A 15,284-nucleotide genomic window follows, 5' to 3' on the forward strand; every position below is an offset into this window, starting at 1 on the left:
CAGACCCCGGGCGTCAGTCCAGCGCCGCGCGGAACGCGGATCCGTCGACGAGGATGCCCCCGTCGACGGGGAGGGTGAGGCCCGTGATCCAGGAGGCGTCCCGGCCGGCGAGGAACGCGACGGCCGCCGCGATGTCGTCGGGCTCGCCGACCCGCCCGAGGGGATACACCCCGGCGAGGCGGTCGAGCGCGTCGTCGCGCCCCGCCCACGCGGGCGTGCGCACCGTGCCGGGGGCGACGAGGTTGACCCGGACGCCGCGCGGGGCGGCGTGCACGGCGAGCGTGCGGGTCAGCGAGGCGAGGCCCGCCTTGGCGGCGCTGTAGGCGTGGTTGCCGAAGTTCATGTGCCCGTTGACGGAACCGATGCTGACGATCGCCCCGCGCCCGCCCGCCCGCGCCAGCAACGGCAGCGCCGCGCGGGCGCACCGCATGGCACCGGTGAGGGTGACCTCGAGGTCCTCGTACCACTCCGCGTCGGGGACGTCCTCGAACCGCGGCGGGTCCACGTGGCAGGCGTAGGCGTTGTTGACGAGGACGTCGAGCCGCCCGAAGCGCTCGGCGGCGTACGCGATCGCGGCGTCCACCGCGGCCTGGTCGACGACGTCGCACCGCACCGCCGCGGCCCGGCCGCCGGTCTCCTCGCCGAGGGCCCGCGCCGTCGCGGCGGCGCGTTCCGCGTCCAGGTCCGCGAGGACGACGTCCGCGCCCTCGGACATCAGGCGCCGGGCGGTCGCCGCGCCGATCCCCTGGGCACCTCCGGTGACGAGGGCGACGTGCCCCTCGAACCTGCGCATGGCGTCATCCCCCGCCTGCGAGCGATCTACGAGGCGCTGCCCTCTCGCCTCCCTACTCGCGCGTAGCGTAACGTGCCTGCACACCCAAGGGGAGCGGAAAGGCACACCATGGCGCTGGACGCGGACGTCATCGTCGTCGGAGCGGGGCTGGCCGGTCTGGTCGCGACGGCCGAACTGGCCGACGCGGGCCGCAAGGTCCTCCTGCTCGACCAGGAGCCGGAGAGCAACCTGGGCGGCCAGGCGTTCTGGTCCTTCGGCGGGCTGTTCCTCGTCGACTCCCCCGAGCAGCGCCGGATGCGGATCAAGGACAGCCGCGAACTCGCGTTGCAGGACTGGATGGGCACCGCGGGCTTCGACCGCGCCGAGGACCACTGGCCGCGCAAGTGGGCCGAGGCGTACGTGGACTTCGCCGCCGGCGAGAAGCGGTCCTGGCTGCACGGGCAGGGGATACGGTTCTTCCCGGTGGTCGGCTGGGCGGAGCGCGGGGGCTACCTCGCCACCGGGCACGGCAACTCGGTGCCCCGTTTCCACATCACATGGGGCACGGGCCCGGGCGTGGTGGCGCCGTTCGAGCGCCGGGTGCGCGAGGCGGTCGCCGGGGGCCTGGTGGAGCTGCGATTCCGGCACCGCGTGACGGCGCTGACGACGACGGGCGACGCCGTGGACGGCGTCGCGGGCGAGGTCCTGGTGGACAGCGACGCCGAACGCGGCCGGGCGAGTTCACGGGAGATCCGCGCGGAGTTCCAGCTCAGGGCGCAGGCGGTGATCGTCACCTCGGGCGGCATCGGCGGCAACCACGACCTGGTGCGCGAGGCCTGGCCGGAGCGGCTGGGCACGCCGCCGCGCAAGCTGCTGTCGGGCGTTCCGGCGCACGTGGACGGGCTGATGCTGGGGATCGCCGAGGCGGCCGGGGCGCGCCTGATCAACGGCGACCGGATGTGGCACTACACCGAGGGCATCGAGAACTGGGACCCGATCTGGGCCCGGCACGGCATCCGCATCCTGCCGGGCCCGTCCTCCCTGTGGCTGGACGCGACCGGCAAGCGCCTGCCGGTGCCGCTCTTCCCGGGCTTCGACACGCTGGGGACGCTGGAGCACATCATGCGCTCCGGGTACGAGTACACGTGGTTCGTCCTCACCCAGAAGATCATCGAGAAGGAGTTCGCCCTGTCGGGCTCCGAGCAGAACCCGGATCTGACCGGCAAGAGCGTGCGCGACGTGCTCAAGCGCGCACTGCCGGGGGCGCCCGGCCCGGTCGAGGCGTTCAAGCGGCACGGCGTCGACTTCGTCGTGGAGGACGATGTGGCGGCGCTGGTGCGCGGCATGAACGCGCTCACCAAGGACGGCCTGATCGACGAGTCCGCGCTGCGCCGCGAGATCGAGGCCCGCGACCGCGAGATCACCAACACCTTCACCAAGGACCTGCAGGTCACCGCGATCCGCGGGGCCCGCAACTACATCGGCGACAAGCTGATCCGCACCGCCGCCCCGCACCGGCTGCTGGACCCCAAGGCGGGCCCGCTGATCGCCGTGCGGCTGAACATCCTGACCCGCAAGTCGCTCGGCGGGCTGGAGACCGACCTGGACGCGCGGGTGCTGCGCGCCGACGGCGAGCCGCTGCCCGGGCTGTACTCGGCGGGTGAGGCGGCCGGGTTCGGTGGCGGCGGGGTGCACGGCTACCGCTCGCTGGAGGGGACATTCCTCGGCGGCTGCGTCTTCTCCGGCCGTACCGCGGGCCGCGCGGCGGCGAAGGCGACCGCCTGACCGCTTCCCGCGGCGCCCGCCCTCTCCCGCCGCCGTCCCGTGCCGACCCCGGTCCTGACCTGTGGCGGGCGCGAGGCACCATGGGGGGAGCAACAACGGCGGCGCATGGTGGGAGCACGGGCTGTGGTGGACGTCCACGGGGCGGTGGCGGAAGGCTTCGAGCCGGTCCGAGAGGCATTCGTCCGGAACTTCGAGGAGCGGGGCGAGCGCGGCGCGGCCGTGGCCCTGTACCGCGACGGCCGCAAGGTCGTGGACCTGTGGGCGGGCTCCGCCGACGGGGACGGGGACGGCGGGGCGCCCTGGGCACAGGACACCGCGCAGGTGGTGCGCTCGGCGACCAAGGGCGTGGCCGCGGCGTGCCTGCTCCTGCTGCACCAGCGGGGTCAGCTGGACCTGGACGCGCCCGTCGGCACGTACTGGCCCGAGTTCAAGGCCGCGGGCAAGGAGCGCGTCACGGTCCGCGACGCGCTGGCGCACCGGGCCGGTGTGCCGGCGCTGGACGCCCCGCTGCACCCGGCGCAGGCACAGGACGGCAACAGCGGGCCGCGGGCGCTCGCGGCGCAGGCCCCGTTCTGGGCGCCGGGAAGCGACCACGGCTACCACGCGCAGACGTACAGCTGGCTGATCGGCGAGCTGGTGCGGCGCGCGAGCGGCGGCCGCTCCATAGGCCGCTACGTGGCGGAGGAGATCGCCCGCCCGCTCGGCCTCGACCTGTGGATCGGGCTGCCGGCCGCCGAGGAGCGCCGCGTCGGGCGGATCGCCGCCGTCGAGACACCGCCGTCGCCGGCCGCGGCCGGGCTGCGGACGCGGCCCAAGCGGAACGTGACCGAGGCGTACGAGGACCCGGCGTCGCTGACCCGGCGGGCGTTCGGCGCGATCGACCCGCCGCCGGAAGAGAACGACCCCGGGTACCACGCGGCGCAGCTGCCGGCCTCCGGCGGCATCGCCACGGCCCGCTCGCTGGCCCGCTTCTACGCCGCGCTGATCGGGGAGGTCGAGGGGCCCGGCGCCCGGCTCTTCGCCCCGGCGACGCTCACCTCGGCGCGCACCCCGGAGTCCGAGGGCCCGGACCGCGTGCTGGTGGTGAACACCCGCTTCGGCCTGGGCTTCATGCTGCACGGCCCGGCCGCCCCGCTGCTGTCCCCCGGCTCCTTCGGCCACCCGGGCCGCGGCGGGTCGCTGGGCTTCGCGGACCCCGGCGAGGGCGTCGCCTTCGGCTACGTCACCAACGGCATGCAGCAGAACGTCACCGCCGATCCCCGCGCCCAGGCGCTGGTCCGTGCGCTACGGGAGTGCCTGCGCTGACGCGCGCCGGAAAAGTTGCCCGGGCTCCGGGACCCGCGAACGATGGATGAGTGAGCGACGCCGCATACCTCCGGTTTCCGCATGTTCACGGCGAGCGGCTCTGTTTCGTCGCCGAGGACGACATCTGGGTCGCGCCCCTGGGCGAGGGGCGCGCGTGGCGGGTGACGGCCGACCGGACCCGGGTCGGGCATCCGCGCTTCTCCCCCGACGGCTCGGTGATCGCCTTCAACAGCTGGCGCTCCCTCGACCCCGAGGTGTATCTCGCGCCGGTCGAGGGCGGCCCGGCCCGGCGGCTGACCTACTGGGGCAGCACGGACACGCGCGTGCGTTCCTGGACGCCGGACGGCCGGATCCTGGCGGTCTCGTCGCACGGCGAACCGTTCTCGCACTACACCTGGGCCTACGCCGTCCCCGCCGAGGGCGGCCCGGGCAGCCGGCTGCCCTGGGGCCCGGTGTCGGACATCTCCGTGGACGACAGTGCGCAGGGCGAGCACCGGACGCTGCTGCTGACGGCGACCGCGCCGCACGAACCGGCCTCGTGGAAGCGGTACCGGGGCGGGGCGACCGGGCGGCTGTGGCTGCAGTGCCGACGGCTGGTGCCGGAGGTCGACGGCCATCTGGAGTCGCCGATGTTCGTCGCGGGGCGCATCGCCTTCCTCTCCGACCACGAGGGCATCGGCAACCTGTACTCCTGCCTGCCGGACGGCACGGACCTGCGACGGCACACCGACCACGCCGACTTCTACGCCCGCAGCGCCGCGACCGACGGCACGCGCGTGGTCTACCAGTGCGCGGGCGAGGTGTGGCTGGTCGACGACCTCGGCCCGGGGTCGGTGCCGCGCCGCGTCGCGGTCGACCTCGGCGGCCCGCGGGCCGGCCGACGGCCCTACCAGGTCCCGGCCTCGGCGTACCTGGACGGGCTGGCCGTGGACCGTACCGGGCGCGCCAGCGCGGTGTGCGTGCGCGGCAGCCTGTACTGGCTCACCCACCGCGACGGGCCCGCGCGCACCATCGCCGACGAGCCCGGGGCGCGGGTCCGGCTGCCGGTCATGCTGGGCGACACCGGGCGGATCGCGTTCGTCACCGACGCCGAGGGCGAGGACGCCATCGAGATCGCCGTGCTGCCGGGCCGCCCCGCGGCACTGGCCGCCGCCGACATCGCCGACGCCGACGACGCCGTCGCCCAGGCGCTGCGGGCCACGGAGGCGGCCGAGGAGGCCGGGGAAGAGGATGTGGCGCAGGACACGGCGGCCGCCGAGGGGCAGACCGTGCCACGTCCCCCGTGCCGCAGCGGCGGCACACGGCTGGCGTGCGGGCTGCTCGGCCGCGTCCACGAACTGGTGCCCTCCCCCGACGGCCAGATCCTGGCGGTCGCCTCCCACGACGGGCGGCTGCTCATGGTCGACGCGGAGTCGGGCGTGGTGGCCGAGCTCGTCCGCTCCTCCAACGGCCCCGTCCGCGACCTGTCCTTCTCCCCCGACTCCGACTGGATCGCCTGGTCCCACCCGGTGATCGGCCGTTCGCTGCGCAAGATCCGGATCGCCCGGCTCAGCCCGGACCCGGAGACCGGCAAACACACCCTGCTCGACGTCACCAACGGCCGGTTCGAGGACGAGCAGCCGGTCTTCACCCGCGACGGCCGCTACCTGGCCTTCCTGTCCTGGCGCGGCTTCGACCCGGTGTACGACGTGCACACCGGCGACCTGTCCTTCCCGCTGGGCTGCCGCCCGCATCTCGTACCGCTGCACTCGGCGACGCCCTCGCCCTTCGCGCTGCCCGTGGAGGGCCGGCCGCCGGGGGGCGGGCTGGACCCGACCGGTTTCGCCGAGGGGCCACTGGCGGTGGAGGCCGCCGGGCTGCCGATGCGGGTGACGCCCTTCCCCGTGCCCGCGTCCAAGTACAGCTCGCTGGAGGCGGTGAGGGGCGGACTGACCTGGCTGCGCTGGCCGATCTCCGGCGCGCTCGGCGAGACCTTCGTCAACCCGACCGACCCCTCCGCCCGCCCCACGCTGGAGTACTTCGGGCTGGCCAAGTCCAAGCGCGTCGAGCTGGTGCGGCACATGGACTGGTACCGGGTCAGCGGCGACGGCACGCAGCTGGTGGTCTTCGACGAGGGCGACCTGACGGTGGTCCCGGCGTACGAGCCGGGCGACCTGGACTCCACCGTCTACATCGACATGCGGCGGGTCCTGCACGAGGCGAACCCGCCCACCGAGTGGCGGCAGGCGTTCGACGAGGCCGGGCGGATCATCCGCGACTACTTCTGGGCGCCGGACATGTGCGGCATCGACTGGCAGGCGATCCTCGACCAGTACCGCCCGCTGGTCGAACGGGTCGCCACTCCGGACGAGTTCGCCGACCTGGAGCGCGAGGTCCTCGGCGAACTGGGCACCTCGCACGCGTACGTCGCGTCCGCCCGCCGCAGCGAGGGGCCGCCGCACTACCAGCGGCCGATCGGGCTGCTCGGCGCCAACTTCGTCCACACCAAGGACGGCCGCTGGGCGGTCGCGCGCATCCTGCCCGGCGAGTCCTCGGACTCCAAGGCCCGTTCGCCGCTGGCCGGCACCGGCATCCTGGAGGGTGCCGTACTCACCCACGTCGACGGCCGCGCCGTCGACCCGGACGCCGGGCCCGGCCCGTTGCTGTCGGCCGCGGGCGGCACCACGGTGGAGCTGACCTTCACCCCGCCCGACGGCGGGCATGCGCGCCGGGTCGCGGTGGTGCCGCTGGTGGACGAGCGACCGCTGCGCTATCAGGACTGGGTGGCCAAACGCCGCGCGGTGGTGCGGGCGTTGAGCGAGGGGAAGTGCGGTTATCTGCACATCCCCGACCTGGGGGGCTCGGGCTGGGCGCAGTTCAACCGCGACCTGCGCATCGAGATCGTCCACCCGGCCCTCATCGTCGACGTGCGCGGCAACGCGGGCGGCAACATCAGCGACCTGGTGGTGGAGAGCCTGACCCGCAAGATCCTCGGCTGGGACCACACCCGCCACGCGCAGCCGGTGAGTTACGCCGGCAACGCCCCGCGCGGCCCGATCGTGGCGCTGGCGGACGAGGCGACGGCCTCCGACGGGGACATGATCACCGCCACGTTCCGGCTGCTGGGCATCGGCCCGGTGGTGGGCCACCGCACCTGGGGCGGCGTGGTCGGCATGACCGGCCGGCACCGCCTGGGCGACGGCACGGTGATCACGGTGCCGATGAACGCCGCCTGGTTCGAGGCCTACGGCTGGTCGGTGGAGAACTACGGCGTGGAACCGGACATCCCGGTCATCCGTACCCCGCTGGACTGGGCGGAGGGCCGTCGCACCGACCTGGAGATCGCCGTGCAGACGGCGCTGGACCTGCTGGAGAAGCACCCGGCCTCCACACCGCCCGATCTGTCCGACCGCCCGGACCGGCGCCGGCCCCCGCTTCCTCCGCGTTCCTGAGCCTCCCCTCCCCGCCCGGGGACGGCGGAAGGCCTCACCGAGGAGGACGGAAGGGGCACGCCCAGTACGGGCGCACCCCTCCACGTTCACGTTTGGACCACGCGGGTCAGGTCCGCTCGTGCCGCTCGTACCGCTCGTCCATCTCCTCCGGCGAGCGCTGGCGGTCGCCCTTGGGCGTCGACTGCGGGGACTGCTTGGACGGCTGACCCTGGCCGGGCTCGCGGTGCTGCTGCTTGCCCTGCTGACGCATCGGCTCGCCGGCCATGCCCTGGGCGCGCTCGCGGGTCTGGCCGATGCGCTCCTGGGTCTGGGGCTGAGCCTGCGGGCGGTGCTGCTGCCCGGCCTTGTTTCGCGTGGGGTCGTTCTTGCCCATGATCACTCCTTCGTGATGTGTGGAATGGGCCTCGACCAGGCTGACACGGCCGGACACAGTACGCATTTCGGACGAACGCGGTCCGTGAACGGCGCTGGTCAGATGGGCCTTTCCGAGCGGGCGCGCTCGTCGGCGGCACCGCCGCGGCCGACGAGTCCGCGCCGGATGCCCCCCGCGGCGGCGATCCTCGGCTCCAGGCGGCGCATTTCTCGCTGCCCCAGGGCGCCCCCGATCAGTCCGGGCAAGTACCCGCGCACGGACTGCATTCCACGCAGCCACCACTGGGCGTAGACGTGCGGCGAGCGGCGGGCGATCCCGTCGGCGATGCGCTCCACGGCCGGCGCCGGCGGGTAGGTGCGACTGGCCGGCCAGGGCAGCCGGGAACGGGCCTCGCGCATCACGTCGTCCTCGTCGGCGCCGCGCACCATGTCGGTGTCGGTCCAGCTCAGGTACCCCACGCCGACCTTGACGCCCTTGAAGCCGACTTCGGCGCGCAGGCAGTGCGCGAAGGCCTCCACCCCCGCCTTGCTCGCGCAGTACGCGGTCATCAGCGGCGCCGGGGCGATCGCGGCGAGGGAGGCGATCTGCAGCAGGTAGCCGCGTGAGGCGACGAGCGCCGGGAGGAACGCGCGGGCGGTGACCACGCTGCCCAGCAGGTTGACCTGGATGACCCGTTCGAAGTCGGCGGGGTCCACGTCCAGGAACGGACCGCCGGTCGCCACACCGGCGTTCGCGACCACGACGTCGACACGGCCGTAGCGCTCCACGACCTCCTCGGCCACGCGGGTCATCGCCTCCCGGTCGGTGACATCAGCCGTCCAGCACTCGGTCTCGGGGCCGATCTCCCCGGCGACGCCCTTGAGTTCCTCCGGCTCCAGCCCCACCAGCGCCAGCCGGGCGCCACGGGCGGCGAGTTCGCGGGCCAGCAGCGCCCCCACCCCGCGGGCGGCGCCGGTCACCACCGCGACCTGCCCGTTCAGCGACCTGCTCATGCCGTCTCCTCCTTGACCTGGGCCTGGGGCCGCAGATGGTCCTCGACGAGGGTGCGTACGACGCCCGCCACCGCGGCCGGCGCCTCCAGCGGCGTCATGTGGCCGAGGCCCGGCAGTTCGGTGAGCCCGGCGAACCGGGAGAGCCGGGCGGCCATGCCGTGGGCGTGCACCGGCGGGGTGAGCTTGTCGGCGCTGCCCACCAGCACGGCGGTGGGCACACGCAGTGCGGACACGCCCGCGTCCAGGTCGAGCCCGGCCAGCACCCGGCCCCACGCGGCGCGTTGCCGGCGCCCACAGGCGTGCACGATGCGGGCGGTGGCGGCCACCAGCTCCTTGCTGGACGCCGCGCCCAGGATCCCGTACTTGAGCGCGGCCCGGGTCAGCGCGGACTGCGGGCCGAGCGGCGCCGAACTGACCAGCAGGAAGCGGTGGAAGGCGTCGCGCACCCGCTTGCTGCGCACCCGCGGCGGCAGCACCGCCGCCTCGGCGAGCAGCCGTCCGCTGCCGGTGCTGGCCAGCAGCACCGCGGCCGTACGGGACTGCACGGCGACGCGGTCGCCGGCCGCCATCGCGGTCATCCCGCCCATGGAGTGGCCGACCAGCACCACCTTCTCGTCGCCCTGGACGGCGGCCTCCAGGACCGCGGAGAGGTCGTCGGCGAGTGCGCCGGTGCCGTAGCCGCCGCGGCGCGGGGTGCCGCTGCCGCCGTGGCCGCGCTGGTCGTAGGCCACGACCCGGTACTCCCCGGCGAGTTCGTGGATGAGCGGGGCCCAGAAGAGGGTGCTGCAGGTCCAGCCGTGGATCAGCACCACGGTGGGCGCCGTGCCGGCCTCGGGGCCGTACTCCTCCACGTGGATCGAGGTGCCGTCCGCGGAGCGCACGGTGTGCGTGCGCCGGGCGGCCGGGAGGTCGAAGACGGACGCGGTCACGAGGCCACCTCCACGCGCTCCGGGCGCTCCTCGGGGGCGCCGGCGGGCACGATCTCGTACTCCCGGAGTTCCATCCGGCGGGTGGCGCGCCGGAACTCCGCGGTGGTCCCGGGCCAGACGGTGGTGTTGCGGCCCTGGTCGTCCAGGTACCAGCTGACGCAGCCCCCGGTGTTCCACACCGTGCGCGTCATCCGGCGCTGCACTTCCTCGTTCCAGGACCGCACGGCCTCCGGGCGGGCGTCGAGGGCGGCGGCCCCGGTGGTGTCCAGGGCGCGCAGGTACGCGGCGAGGTAGTTCAGCGAGGACTCGATCATCAGGATCATCGAGCTGTTCCCGAGGCCGGTGTTGGGCCCGATGACGAACAGCAGGTTGGGGAAGCCGTCGACCGCGCAGCCGCGCAGCGCGGCCATGCCGCCCTTCCAGTGCTCGGCCAGCGAGTGTCCGTCGGCGCCGAACACCCGCTCCCCGATGGGCATGTCGGTGACGTGGAAGCCGGTGCCGAAGACGATGGCGTCGACCTCGCGCTCGGTGCCGTCGGCCATGACGAGGGTCGAGCCGCGCACCTGCTTCAGCGCGGAGGCGACGACCTCGGTGTTGGGCCGCGTGAGCGCCGGATAGTAGTCGTTGGACAGCAGGATGCGCTTGCAGCCGATCCGGTAGTCGGGGGTCAGCCTGGCGCGCAGCGCCGGGTCCTTGACGGACTTGCGCATGTGCGAGGCGGCGATGGCCTGCACGCCGCGCAACATCCCCGGGCGCTTGGTGAACGCGCCGACCTGGAACTCGCGGATCAGCCAGAGCAGCCCGCGCCGCGCCTTGGCGGTGGCCGGCACCTTGCCGTGCAGCCACTGCTCGGCCCGGCTGATCCCGCGGTCCATGCGCGGCATCACCCACGGGGGCGTCCTCTGCACCACGGTCAGGCGCCCGGCCTCGGGCTGGATCGCGGGCACGATCTGGATCGCGGACGCCCCGGTGCCGATCACGGCGACCCGCTTGCCCTTGAGGTCGAAGTCGTGGTCCCACCGCGAGGAGTGGAAGACCCGTCCCGGGAAGGCGTCCAGGCCCGGGACGTCCGGCAGCTTGGGGTCGGACAGCGGCCCGGTGGCCGATACCACGACGTCGGCGGTGAGTGCACCGCGCGAGGTGGCGATGCGCCAGTGCCGGGCGGCGGCGTCCCAGCGGGCCTCGGTCACCTCGGTGTCGAGACGCAGGTGCGGGCGGAGGCCGAAGGTGTCCGCGACGCTTTCCAGATAGGCCCTGATGTGCGGCTGGCCGGAGAAGGTGCGCGGCCACTGCGGGTTGGGCGCGAAGGAGAACGAGTACAGGTGCGAGGGCACGTCGCAGGCGCACCCCGGGTAACTGTTGTCCCGCCACGTCCCGCCGACGGAGTCCCGGCGCTCCAGGACGACGAAGTCGGTGATCCCCTCCCGTCGCAGCCGCACGGCGGCGCCGAGTCCCCCGAACCCCGATCCGATCACCGCAACCCGCACGTGTTCGCTGTGTCCGGCCATACCGCCGCCTCTCGGTGCCGCCCCTTTGAAGAATTGCGCCAGTGTTCACTGGCACGGTTTGGAGCGTAGACCAGAAGGCGTTACCAGCGGTAGAGGGCGGGCGGCACGATGTGACGCGGGCACCGCATAGGCTGATCGGCGTGGCAACGCACGAGCGCGAGTACCGGATGGACGAGCTGGCGGAAGCGGCCGGTGTCCCGGTTCGTACCGTCCGCTTCTACCGGGAGCGCAAGCTGCTCCCCGCGCCACGCCGCGAGGGCCGGATCGCCTGGTACAACGACCACCACCTCGCGCGGCTGCGGACCATCACCGCGCTGCTGGAGCGGGGGCACACCCTCGGCGGCATCGCCGAGCTGATGGACGCCTGGGAGAGCGGCCGCCGTGACGTCGGCGGACTCCTCGGCCTGGACCCGGGGCTGCCCACCCGCTGGTCGGAGGAGGAACCGCTGCGGCTCACCCCCGAGGGCCTCGCCGACCACTACGGCGACCAGGCCACCGCCGAGAACCTGGCCACCGCCCTGGACATCGGCTACATCGCCGTCGACGGCGACGACGTCGTCCACGTCAGCCGGCGGCTGCTGGAGGCCTCGGCCGCGCTGGTCCGGGAGGGCATCCCGCTCGCCGAGGTGCTCGCCGCGGGACGCGACATGCGGGGCCGCATGGACCTGCTCGCCGAGCTCTTCGTCGAGCTGGCCCGCACCTACGTCCTGCCGGACGCCGAGGCCGACCTGCAGTCCGGCGACACCACCCGGCTGACCGAGGCGATCGCCCGGCTGCGCCCCCTGGTGCAGGCCGTCGTCGAGGCGGAACTCGCCCTGGCGATCGACCGCAGGCTGCGCGAGGAACTCAAGCGGTAACGGGCGCCCGCGCACAGCCCGTACGGGTGCGTGGCCGGGCGACGGCCGGCTCGGCCGCGAACTCCTGGAGGAGAGCGCGGCCGGCCGCCGTCCCGCACCCGTGCGGCAGCCGCCCGACGCCGGAGCGGGGGGCCGCCGCCTGACGCGGACGGAGGCCGACGGCACCCACCAGGAGAGGGAGCTGGCGGACGCGGACGAGGTGCTGCGGGTCCTGGCGGACGACTTCGGCGTACGGCTCCCGGAGGGGACGCGACTGCCGGGGTGACTCGCCGGGCCTCCACGTCTTCTGCCATGCCCGGTGGACCGCGTGGGCGCCGCGAACCCATCGCGAGCACACGCTGTGACCTGCGTCATGCCGTGTGGTTGCGGAGGCCCATGAGCCGGGTTATCACGGAAGGAGGAGGAAACCTAAGGGGGCCACCACCATGGCCACGGAAATTTCCCCGGTCATCAAGGGTTCTCGGCTCAAGAGCCGCGGCGGACTGTGGGGGGAATGCCTCGCCGAGTTCCTGGGGACGTTCGTCCTGATCGCTTTCGGCTGCGGTGTCGTCGCGATGGCCGTCGCCGCGTTGCCCGGTTCGGGCCGCACCGAGGGGCCCACCACCATCTTCACCGGGGTCGGCGACTGGCTCCTGATCGCCTGGGGCTGGGCCTTCGCCGTCGCCTTCGGCATCTACGTGGCCGGCGGGGTCAGCGGCGCGCACATCAACCCCGCCGTGACGCTCGCCTTCGCCGTGCGCCGCAAGTTCGCCTGGGCCAAGGTGCTGCCCTACTGGGCGGCGCAACTGGCGGGGGCGTTCACCGGCGCCGCGCTGGTCTACCTCGTCTACCACGACGCCATCAACACCTACGACGCCGCGCTGAAGGGGCCCAAGGTCAACGGGCACTCCGTGGGCACCTTCTCGATCTTCGCCACCTTCCCCGCGGCGTACTTCCACGGCAGTGTCTGGGGTCCGCTCATCGACCAGATCGTCGGGACGGCGTTCCTCGGCATGTTCGTCGTCGCCGTCATCGACCTGCGCAACACCGCGGTCAAGGCCAACCTCGGCCCGCTGGTCATCGGCTTCGCCGTCGCCGCCATCGGGATGTCCTACGGCGCCAACGCCGGCTACGCGATCAACCCGGCGCGCGACCTCGGCCCGCGCCTGTTCACCTGGGCCGCCGGGTGGGGTGAGCTGGCGATACCCGGCTCCTCGCCGGGCGGCTACAGCGGCTACTTCTGGATACCGATCGTGGGACCACTCGTCGGGGGCGTGATCGGGGTGCTGGTCTACGACCTGTTCATCGGCGACGTGCTCCACATCCGCGCGCAGGAGGGGGCGATGGCGGAGGTCGGACGGGACCGGCCCGCGAACCCGGACGACGACTAGCGGGGGCCGCCGGCCGGTCCCCGGGTCGGGTGAATTCCGCCGGTTCCCGGCGTGCCGCCGGTCGCCGCGGGCCTAGCGTGGCGCTCCGGGACGACGCCAGGGGAGCCGGACGGGGGTGGCCGCGTGACGGTCGAGGACAAGCGCTCGGTGAGCATGAGGATCTTCGGGGACCTGCTCAAGGCGCTGCGCGAGGGCCGGGGGCTCACCCTGGACGCGGTGGCGGCGCACACGGGTTACTCGAAGTCGCAGACCGTCAAGATCGAGTGCGGGGAACGCATCGCGAGCAAGGCGTTCATCGAGCGGGCCGAGCAACTGCTCGGCTCCCCCGGCGTGCTGACGGCCGTCGCACCGCATCTGTCCCGGGAGAAGCTGCCCGTGGGGTACGGGGAGTACGCGGACGAGGAAGCGCGGGCGCTGAGCCTGGGCGCGTACGACTCCCACGTCATCAAGGGACTGCTGCAGACCGAGGCCTACATGCGCGCGGTCTTCGCGGCCCGCTGTCCGGCGCTGGAGGAGGACGAGACCGAGCGCTGGACCGAGGACCGGCTGGCCCGCCAGGCGCTGTTCACCCGCAGGCCCGTGTGCATGCTCTCCTTCGTCCTGGAGGAGTGGGTCCTGCGCCGTCCGACGGGTGGACCGGCCGTGATGAGGGAGCAGCTGCAGCACCTCGTCGAGGTGGGCCGGCGGCGCAACGTCCAGATCCAGGTGATGCCGGCGCGCTACGGGACCCACGCCGGCCTCGACGGTCCGTTCACCCTGCTGGAGAACCCCGAACGCCAGTTGCTCGCCTACGCCGAGGGCCAGGTCGGGGGGCTGCTCACCGATGACCGGAAAAGGGTCAGTCTGCTCCACCAGCGCTATGGCATGATCCGGGCGCAGGCCCTCACACCCGAGGACTCCGCGAAGTTGATCGAGCAGATTGCGGGTGAACTGTGAGCGCTCTCGTGTGGTTCAAGTCCAGTCACAGCGGCAGCGACGGTGGTGATTGCGTCGAGGTGGCGATCGGCCCGGCCTCCGTCCACGTACGGGACTCCAAGGACAGCTCCGGCCCCGTTCTGGCCTTCGAGCCGGACGCGTGGACCGCGTTCGTGGCCTTCGCCGGCCAATTGTCCGACCCCCAGCGATAGTTACCAACCAGTAATACGAACGTCGGTTTCCCCTCACCCGCACCGGCGAACGTACGGTGCATGACAACCCCCACAACCTCCACCTGGAGGCGCGGCATCGTCGCGGCGGCGATCATCGCCGCCGGGGTCTCCGGCCTCGCGCTCCCCGCCGACGCACACGCCGCCGAGCGCACCGGCACCACGGTGGCGGCGGCCACGGCGGCCTCCGCCACCGCCGCCCCGGTCGACCACGAGACCTGGCTGCGGGACGTGCGCCTCGTGATCGACCAGGCGCACACCTACGTCGAGGACCGCACGTCCGCCGCACTTCCCGGCGAGAAACCGGCGATCGTCCTGGACATCGACAACACCTCCCTGGAGACGTACTTCGACTGGTGGTTCCCGCCGGCCGTGGCACCGACGCGTGACCTCGCCCGGTACGCGGACTCCCGTGGCGTGGACGTCTTCTTCGTCACCGCGCGGCCGGACTTCATCCACGCGGCCACGTACTACAACCTCGACCGCGAGGGCTACCCGGTCGCCGGGCTCTACGGCCGTTCGATCCCGGACCTCTTCGACGAGGTCAGCGCGTACAAGACGGCGCAGCGCGCCGCCATCGAGAAGCGCGGCTACACGATCATCGCGAACATCGGCAACAACACCACCGACCTGGTGGGCGGCCACGCCGAGCGCACCTTCAAGCTCCCGGACTACGACGGCCTGCTCGACTGACACCGCCGTCCGCGACCGGGCGACGCCTGGGGAACGATCGTTCTCCGGGCGTTCACCATGCCCTCATGCGCGGGCTTCATACCGGCTCGACCTGCGGCTTAGCGTCACGAGGTCCCGTTCGCCC

The 15,284-nt window shown here is 73.3% G+C and carries 14 protein-coding genes; 9 read left to right on the forward strand and 5 right to left on the reverse strand.

Annotated features, from left to right (window positions below; translation table 11 throughout):
* Window positions 1-13 precede the first annotated feature (13 nt).
* Window positions 14-793, reverse strand: a complete 780-nt coding sequence (locus ACRWNP_RS29075) for an SDR family NAD(P)-dependent oxidoreductase (RefSeq protein ID WP_431966511.1) — start codon at window positions 791-793, stop codon at window positions 14-16.
* A 108-nt stretch (window positions 794-901) separates the two neighbouring features.
* On the opposite strand from ACRWNP_RS29075, the gene ACRWNP_RS29080 reads away from it, so the two are divergent.
* The 3 genes from ACRWNP_RS29080 (at window position 902) to ACRWNP_RS29090 (ending at window position 7,293) form a co-directional block, all read left to right on the forward strand.
* A complete protein-coding gene (locus tag ACRWNP_RS29080; RefSeq protein WP_431966513.1) occupies window positions 902-2,557 on the forward strand; it encodes an FAD-binding dehydrogenase in 1,656 nt (551 codons plus the stop codon).
* 105 nt (window positions 2,558-2,662) lie between these two features.
* On the forward strand, window positions 2,663-3,862 hold the full coding sequence (locus tag ACRWNP_RS29085; protein ID WP_431966515.1) for a serine hydrolase domain-containing protein: 1,200 nt from the start codon (window positions 2,663-2,665) through the stop codon (window positions 3,860-3,862).
* A gap of 50 nt (window positions 3,863-3,912) precedes the next feature.
* Window positions 3,913-7,293 carry a S41 family peptidase gene (locus tag ACRWNP_RS29090; protein WP_431966517.1) on the forward strand — a complete coding sequence of 1,127 codons (3,381 nt, stop codon included), beginning with the start codon at window positions 3,913-3,915 and terminating at the stop codon, window positions 7,291-7,293.
* A 106-nt stretch (window positions 7,294-7,399) separates the two neighbouring features.
* Here ACRWNP_RS29090 and ACRWNP_RS29095 read toward each other — a convergent pair whose 3' ends face one another.
* From ACRWNP_RS29095 to ACRWNP_RS29110, 4 genes are all read right to left on the reverse strand, one after another.
* A complete protein-coding gene (locus ACRWNP_RS29095; protein ID WP_431966519.1) occupies window positions 7,400-7,666 on the reverse strand; it encodes a hypothetical protein in 267 nt (88 codons plus the stop codon).
* Between the two features lie 98 nt (window positions 7,667-7,764).
* Window positions 7,765-8,658 (reverse strand): SDR family oxidoreductase, encoded by an 894-nt coding sequence (locus ACRWNP_RS29100; protein WP_431966521.1) that lies wholly within the window; start codon window positions 8,656-8,658, stop codon window positions 7,765-7,767.
* Window positions 8,655-9,587, reverse strand: coding sequence for an alpha/beta fold hydrolase (locus ACRWNP_RS29105; protein ID WP_431966523.1), 933 nt, complete (start codon window positions 9,585-9,587; stop codon window positions 8,655-8,657). The genes ACRWNP_RS29100 and ACRWNP_RS29105 overlap by 4 nt, the downstream gene beginning before the upstream one ends.
* Window positions 9,584-11,095 carry a flavin-containing monooxygenase gene (locus ACRWNP_RS29110; protein ID WP_431966525.1) on the reverse strand — a complete coding sequence of 504 codons (1,512 nt, stop codon included), beginning with the start codon at window positions 11,093-11,095 and terminating at the stop codon, window positions 9,584-9,586. The genes ACRWNP_RS29105 and ACRWNP_RS29110 overlap by 4 nt, the downstream gene beginning before the upstream one ends.
* A gap of 140 nt (window positions 11,096-11,235) precedes the next feature.
* Between ACRWNP_RS29110 and ACRWNP_RS29115 the strand changes: the two genes are divergently transcribed.
* From ACRWNP_RS29115 to ACRWNP_RS29140, 6 genes are all read left to right on the forward strand, one after another.
* Window positions 11,236-11,952: a MerR family transcriptional regulator gene (locus tag ACRWNP_RS29115; protein WP_431966527.1), complete on the forward strand. Its 717-nt coding sequence runs from the start codon at window positions 11,236-11,238 to the stop codon at window positions 11,950-11,952.
* A 100-nt stretch (window positions 11,953-12,052) separates the two neighbouring features.
* Window positions 12,053-12,217, forward strand: coding sequence for a hypothetical protein (locus ACRWNP_RS29120; RefSeq protein ID WP_431966529.1), 165 nt, complete (start codon window positions 12,053-12,055; stop codon window positions 12,215-12,217).
* Window positions 12,218-12,377: 160 nt separating this feature from the next.
* On the forward strand, window positions 12,378-13,322 hold the full coding sequence (locus ACRWNP_RS29125; RefSeq protein ID WP_431966531.1) for an MIP/aquaporin family protein: 945 nt from the start codon (window positions 12,378-12,380) through the stop codon (window positions 13,320-13,322).
* A gap of 123 nt (window positions 13,323-13,445) precedes the next feature.
* Entirely contained in the window at window positions 13,446-14,258 is an 813-nt protein-coding gene (locus ACRWNP_RS29130) for a helix-turn-helix domain-containing protein (protein WP_431966533.1), read from the forward strand.
* On the forward strand, window positions 14,255-14,449 hold the full coding sequence (locus ACRWNP_RS29135; RefSeq protein ID WP_431966535.1) for a DUF397 domain-containing protein: 195 nt from the start codon (window positions 14,255-14,257) through the stop codon (window positions 14,447-14,449). Before ACRWNP_RS29130 ends, ACRWNP_RS29135 begins: the two co-directional genes overlap by 4 nt.
* A gap of 60 nt (window positions 14,450-14,509) precedes the next feature.
* On the forward strand, window positions 14,510-15,160 hold the full coding sequence (locus ACRWNP_RS29140; protein WP_431966537.1) for an HAD family acid phosphatase: 651 nt from the start codon (window positions 14,510-14,512) through the stop codon (window positions 15,158-15,160).
* Window positions 15,161-15,284 lie beyond the last annotated feature (124 nt).

The organism is Actinacidiphila sp. bgisy160 (assembly GCF_965342435.1).
Classification (GTDB): domain Bacteria; phylum Actinomycetota; class Actinomycetes; order Streptomycetales; family Streptomycetaceae; genus Actinacidiphila.

Coding starts and splice junctions, on each gene's coding strand:
- ACRWNP_RS29075 (WP_431966511.1), bottom strand. CDS start 793: ATGCGCAGGTTCGAGGGGCACGTCGCCCTCGTCACCGGAGGTGCCCAG.
- ACRWNP_RS29080 (WP_431966513.1), top strand. CDS start 902: ATGGCGCTGGACGCGGACGTCATCGTCGTCGGAGCGGGGCTGGCCGGT.
- ACRWNP_RS29085 (WP_431966515.1), top strand. CDS start 2,663: ATGGTGGGAGCACGGGCTGTGGTGGACGTCCACGGGGCGGTGGCGGAA.
- ACRWNP_RS29095 (WP_431966519.1), bottom strand. CDS start 7,666: ATGGGCAAGAACGACCCCACGCGAAACAAGGCCGGGCAGCAGCACCGC.
- ACRWNP_RS29100 (WP_431966521.1), bottom strand. CDS start 8,658: ATGAGCAGGTCGCTGAACGGGCAGGTCGCGGTGGTGACCGGCGCCGCC.
- ACRWNP_RS29110 (WP_431966525.1), bottom strand. CDS start 11,095: ATGGCCGGACACAGCGAACACGTGCGGGTTGCGGTGATCGGATCGGGG.
- ACRWNP_RS29125 (WP_431966531.1), top strand. CDS start 12,378: ATGGCCACGGAAATTTCCCCGGTCATCAAGGGTTCTCGGCTCAAGAGC.
- ACRWNP_RS29140 (WP_431966537.1), top strand. CDS start 14,510: ATGACAACCCCCACAACCTCCACCTGGAGGCGCGGCATCGTCGCGGCG.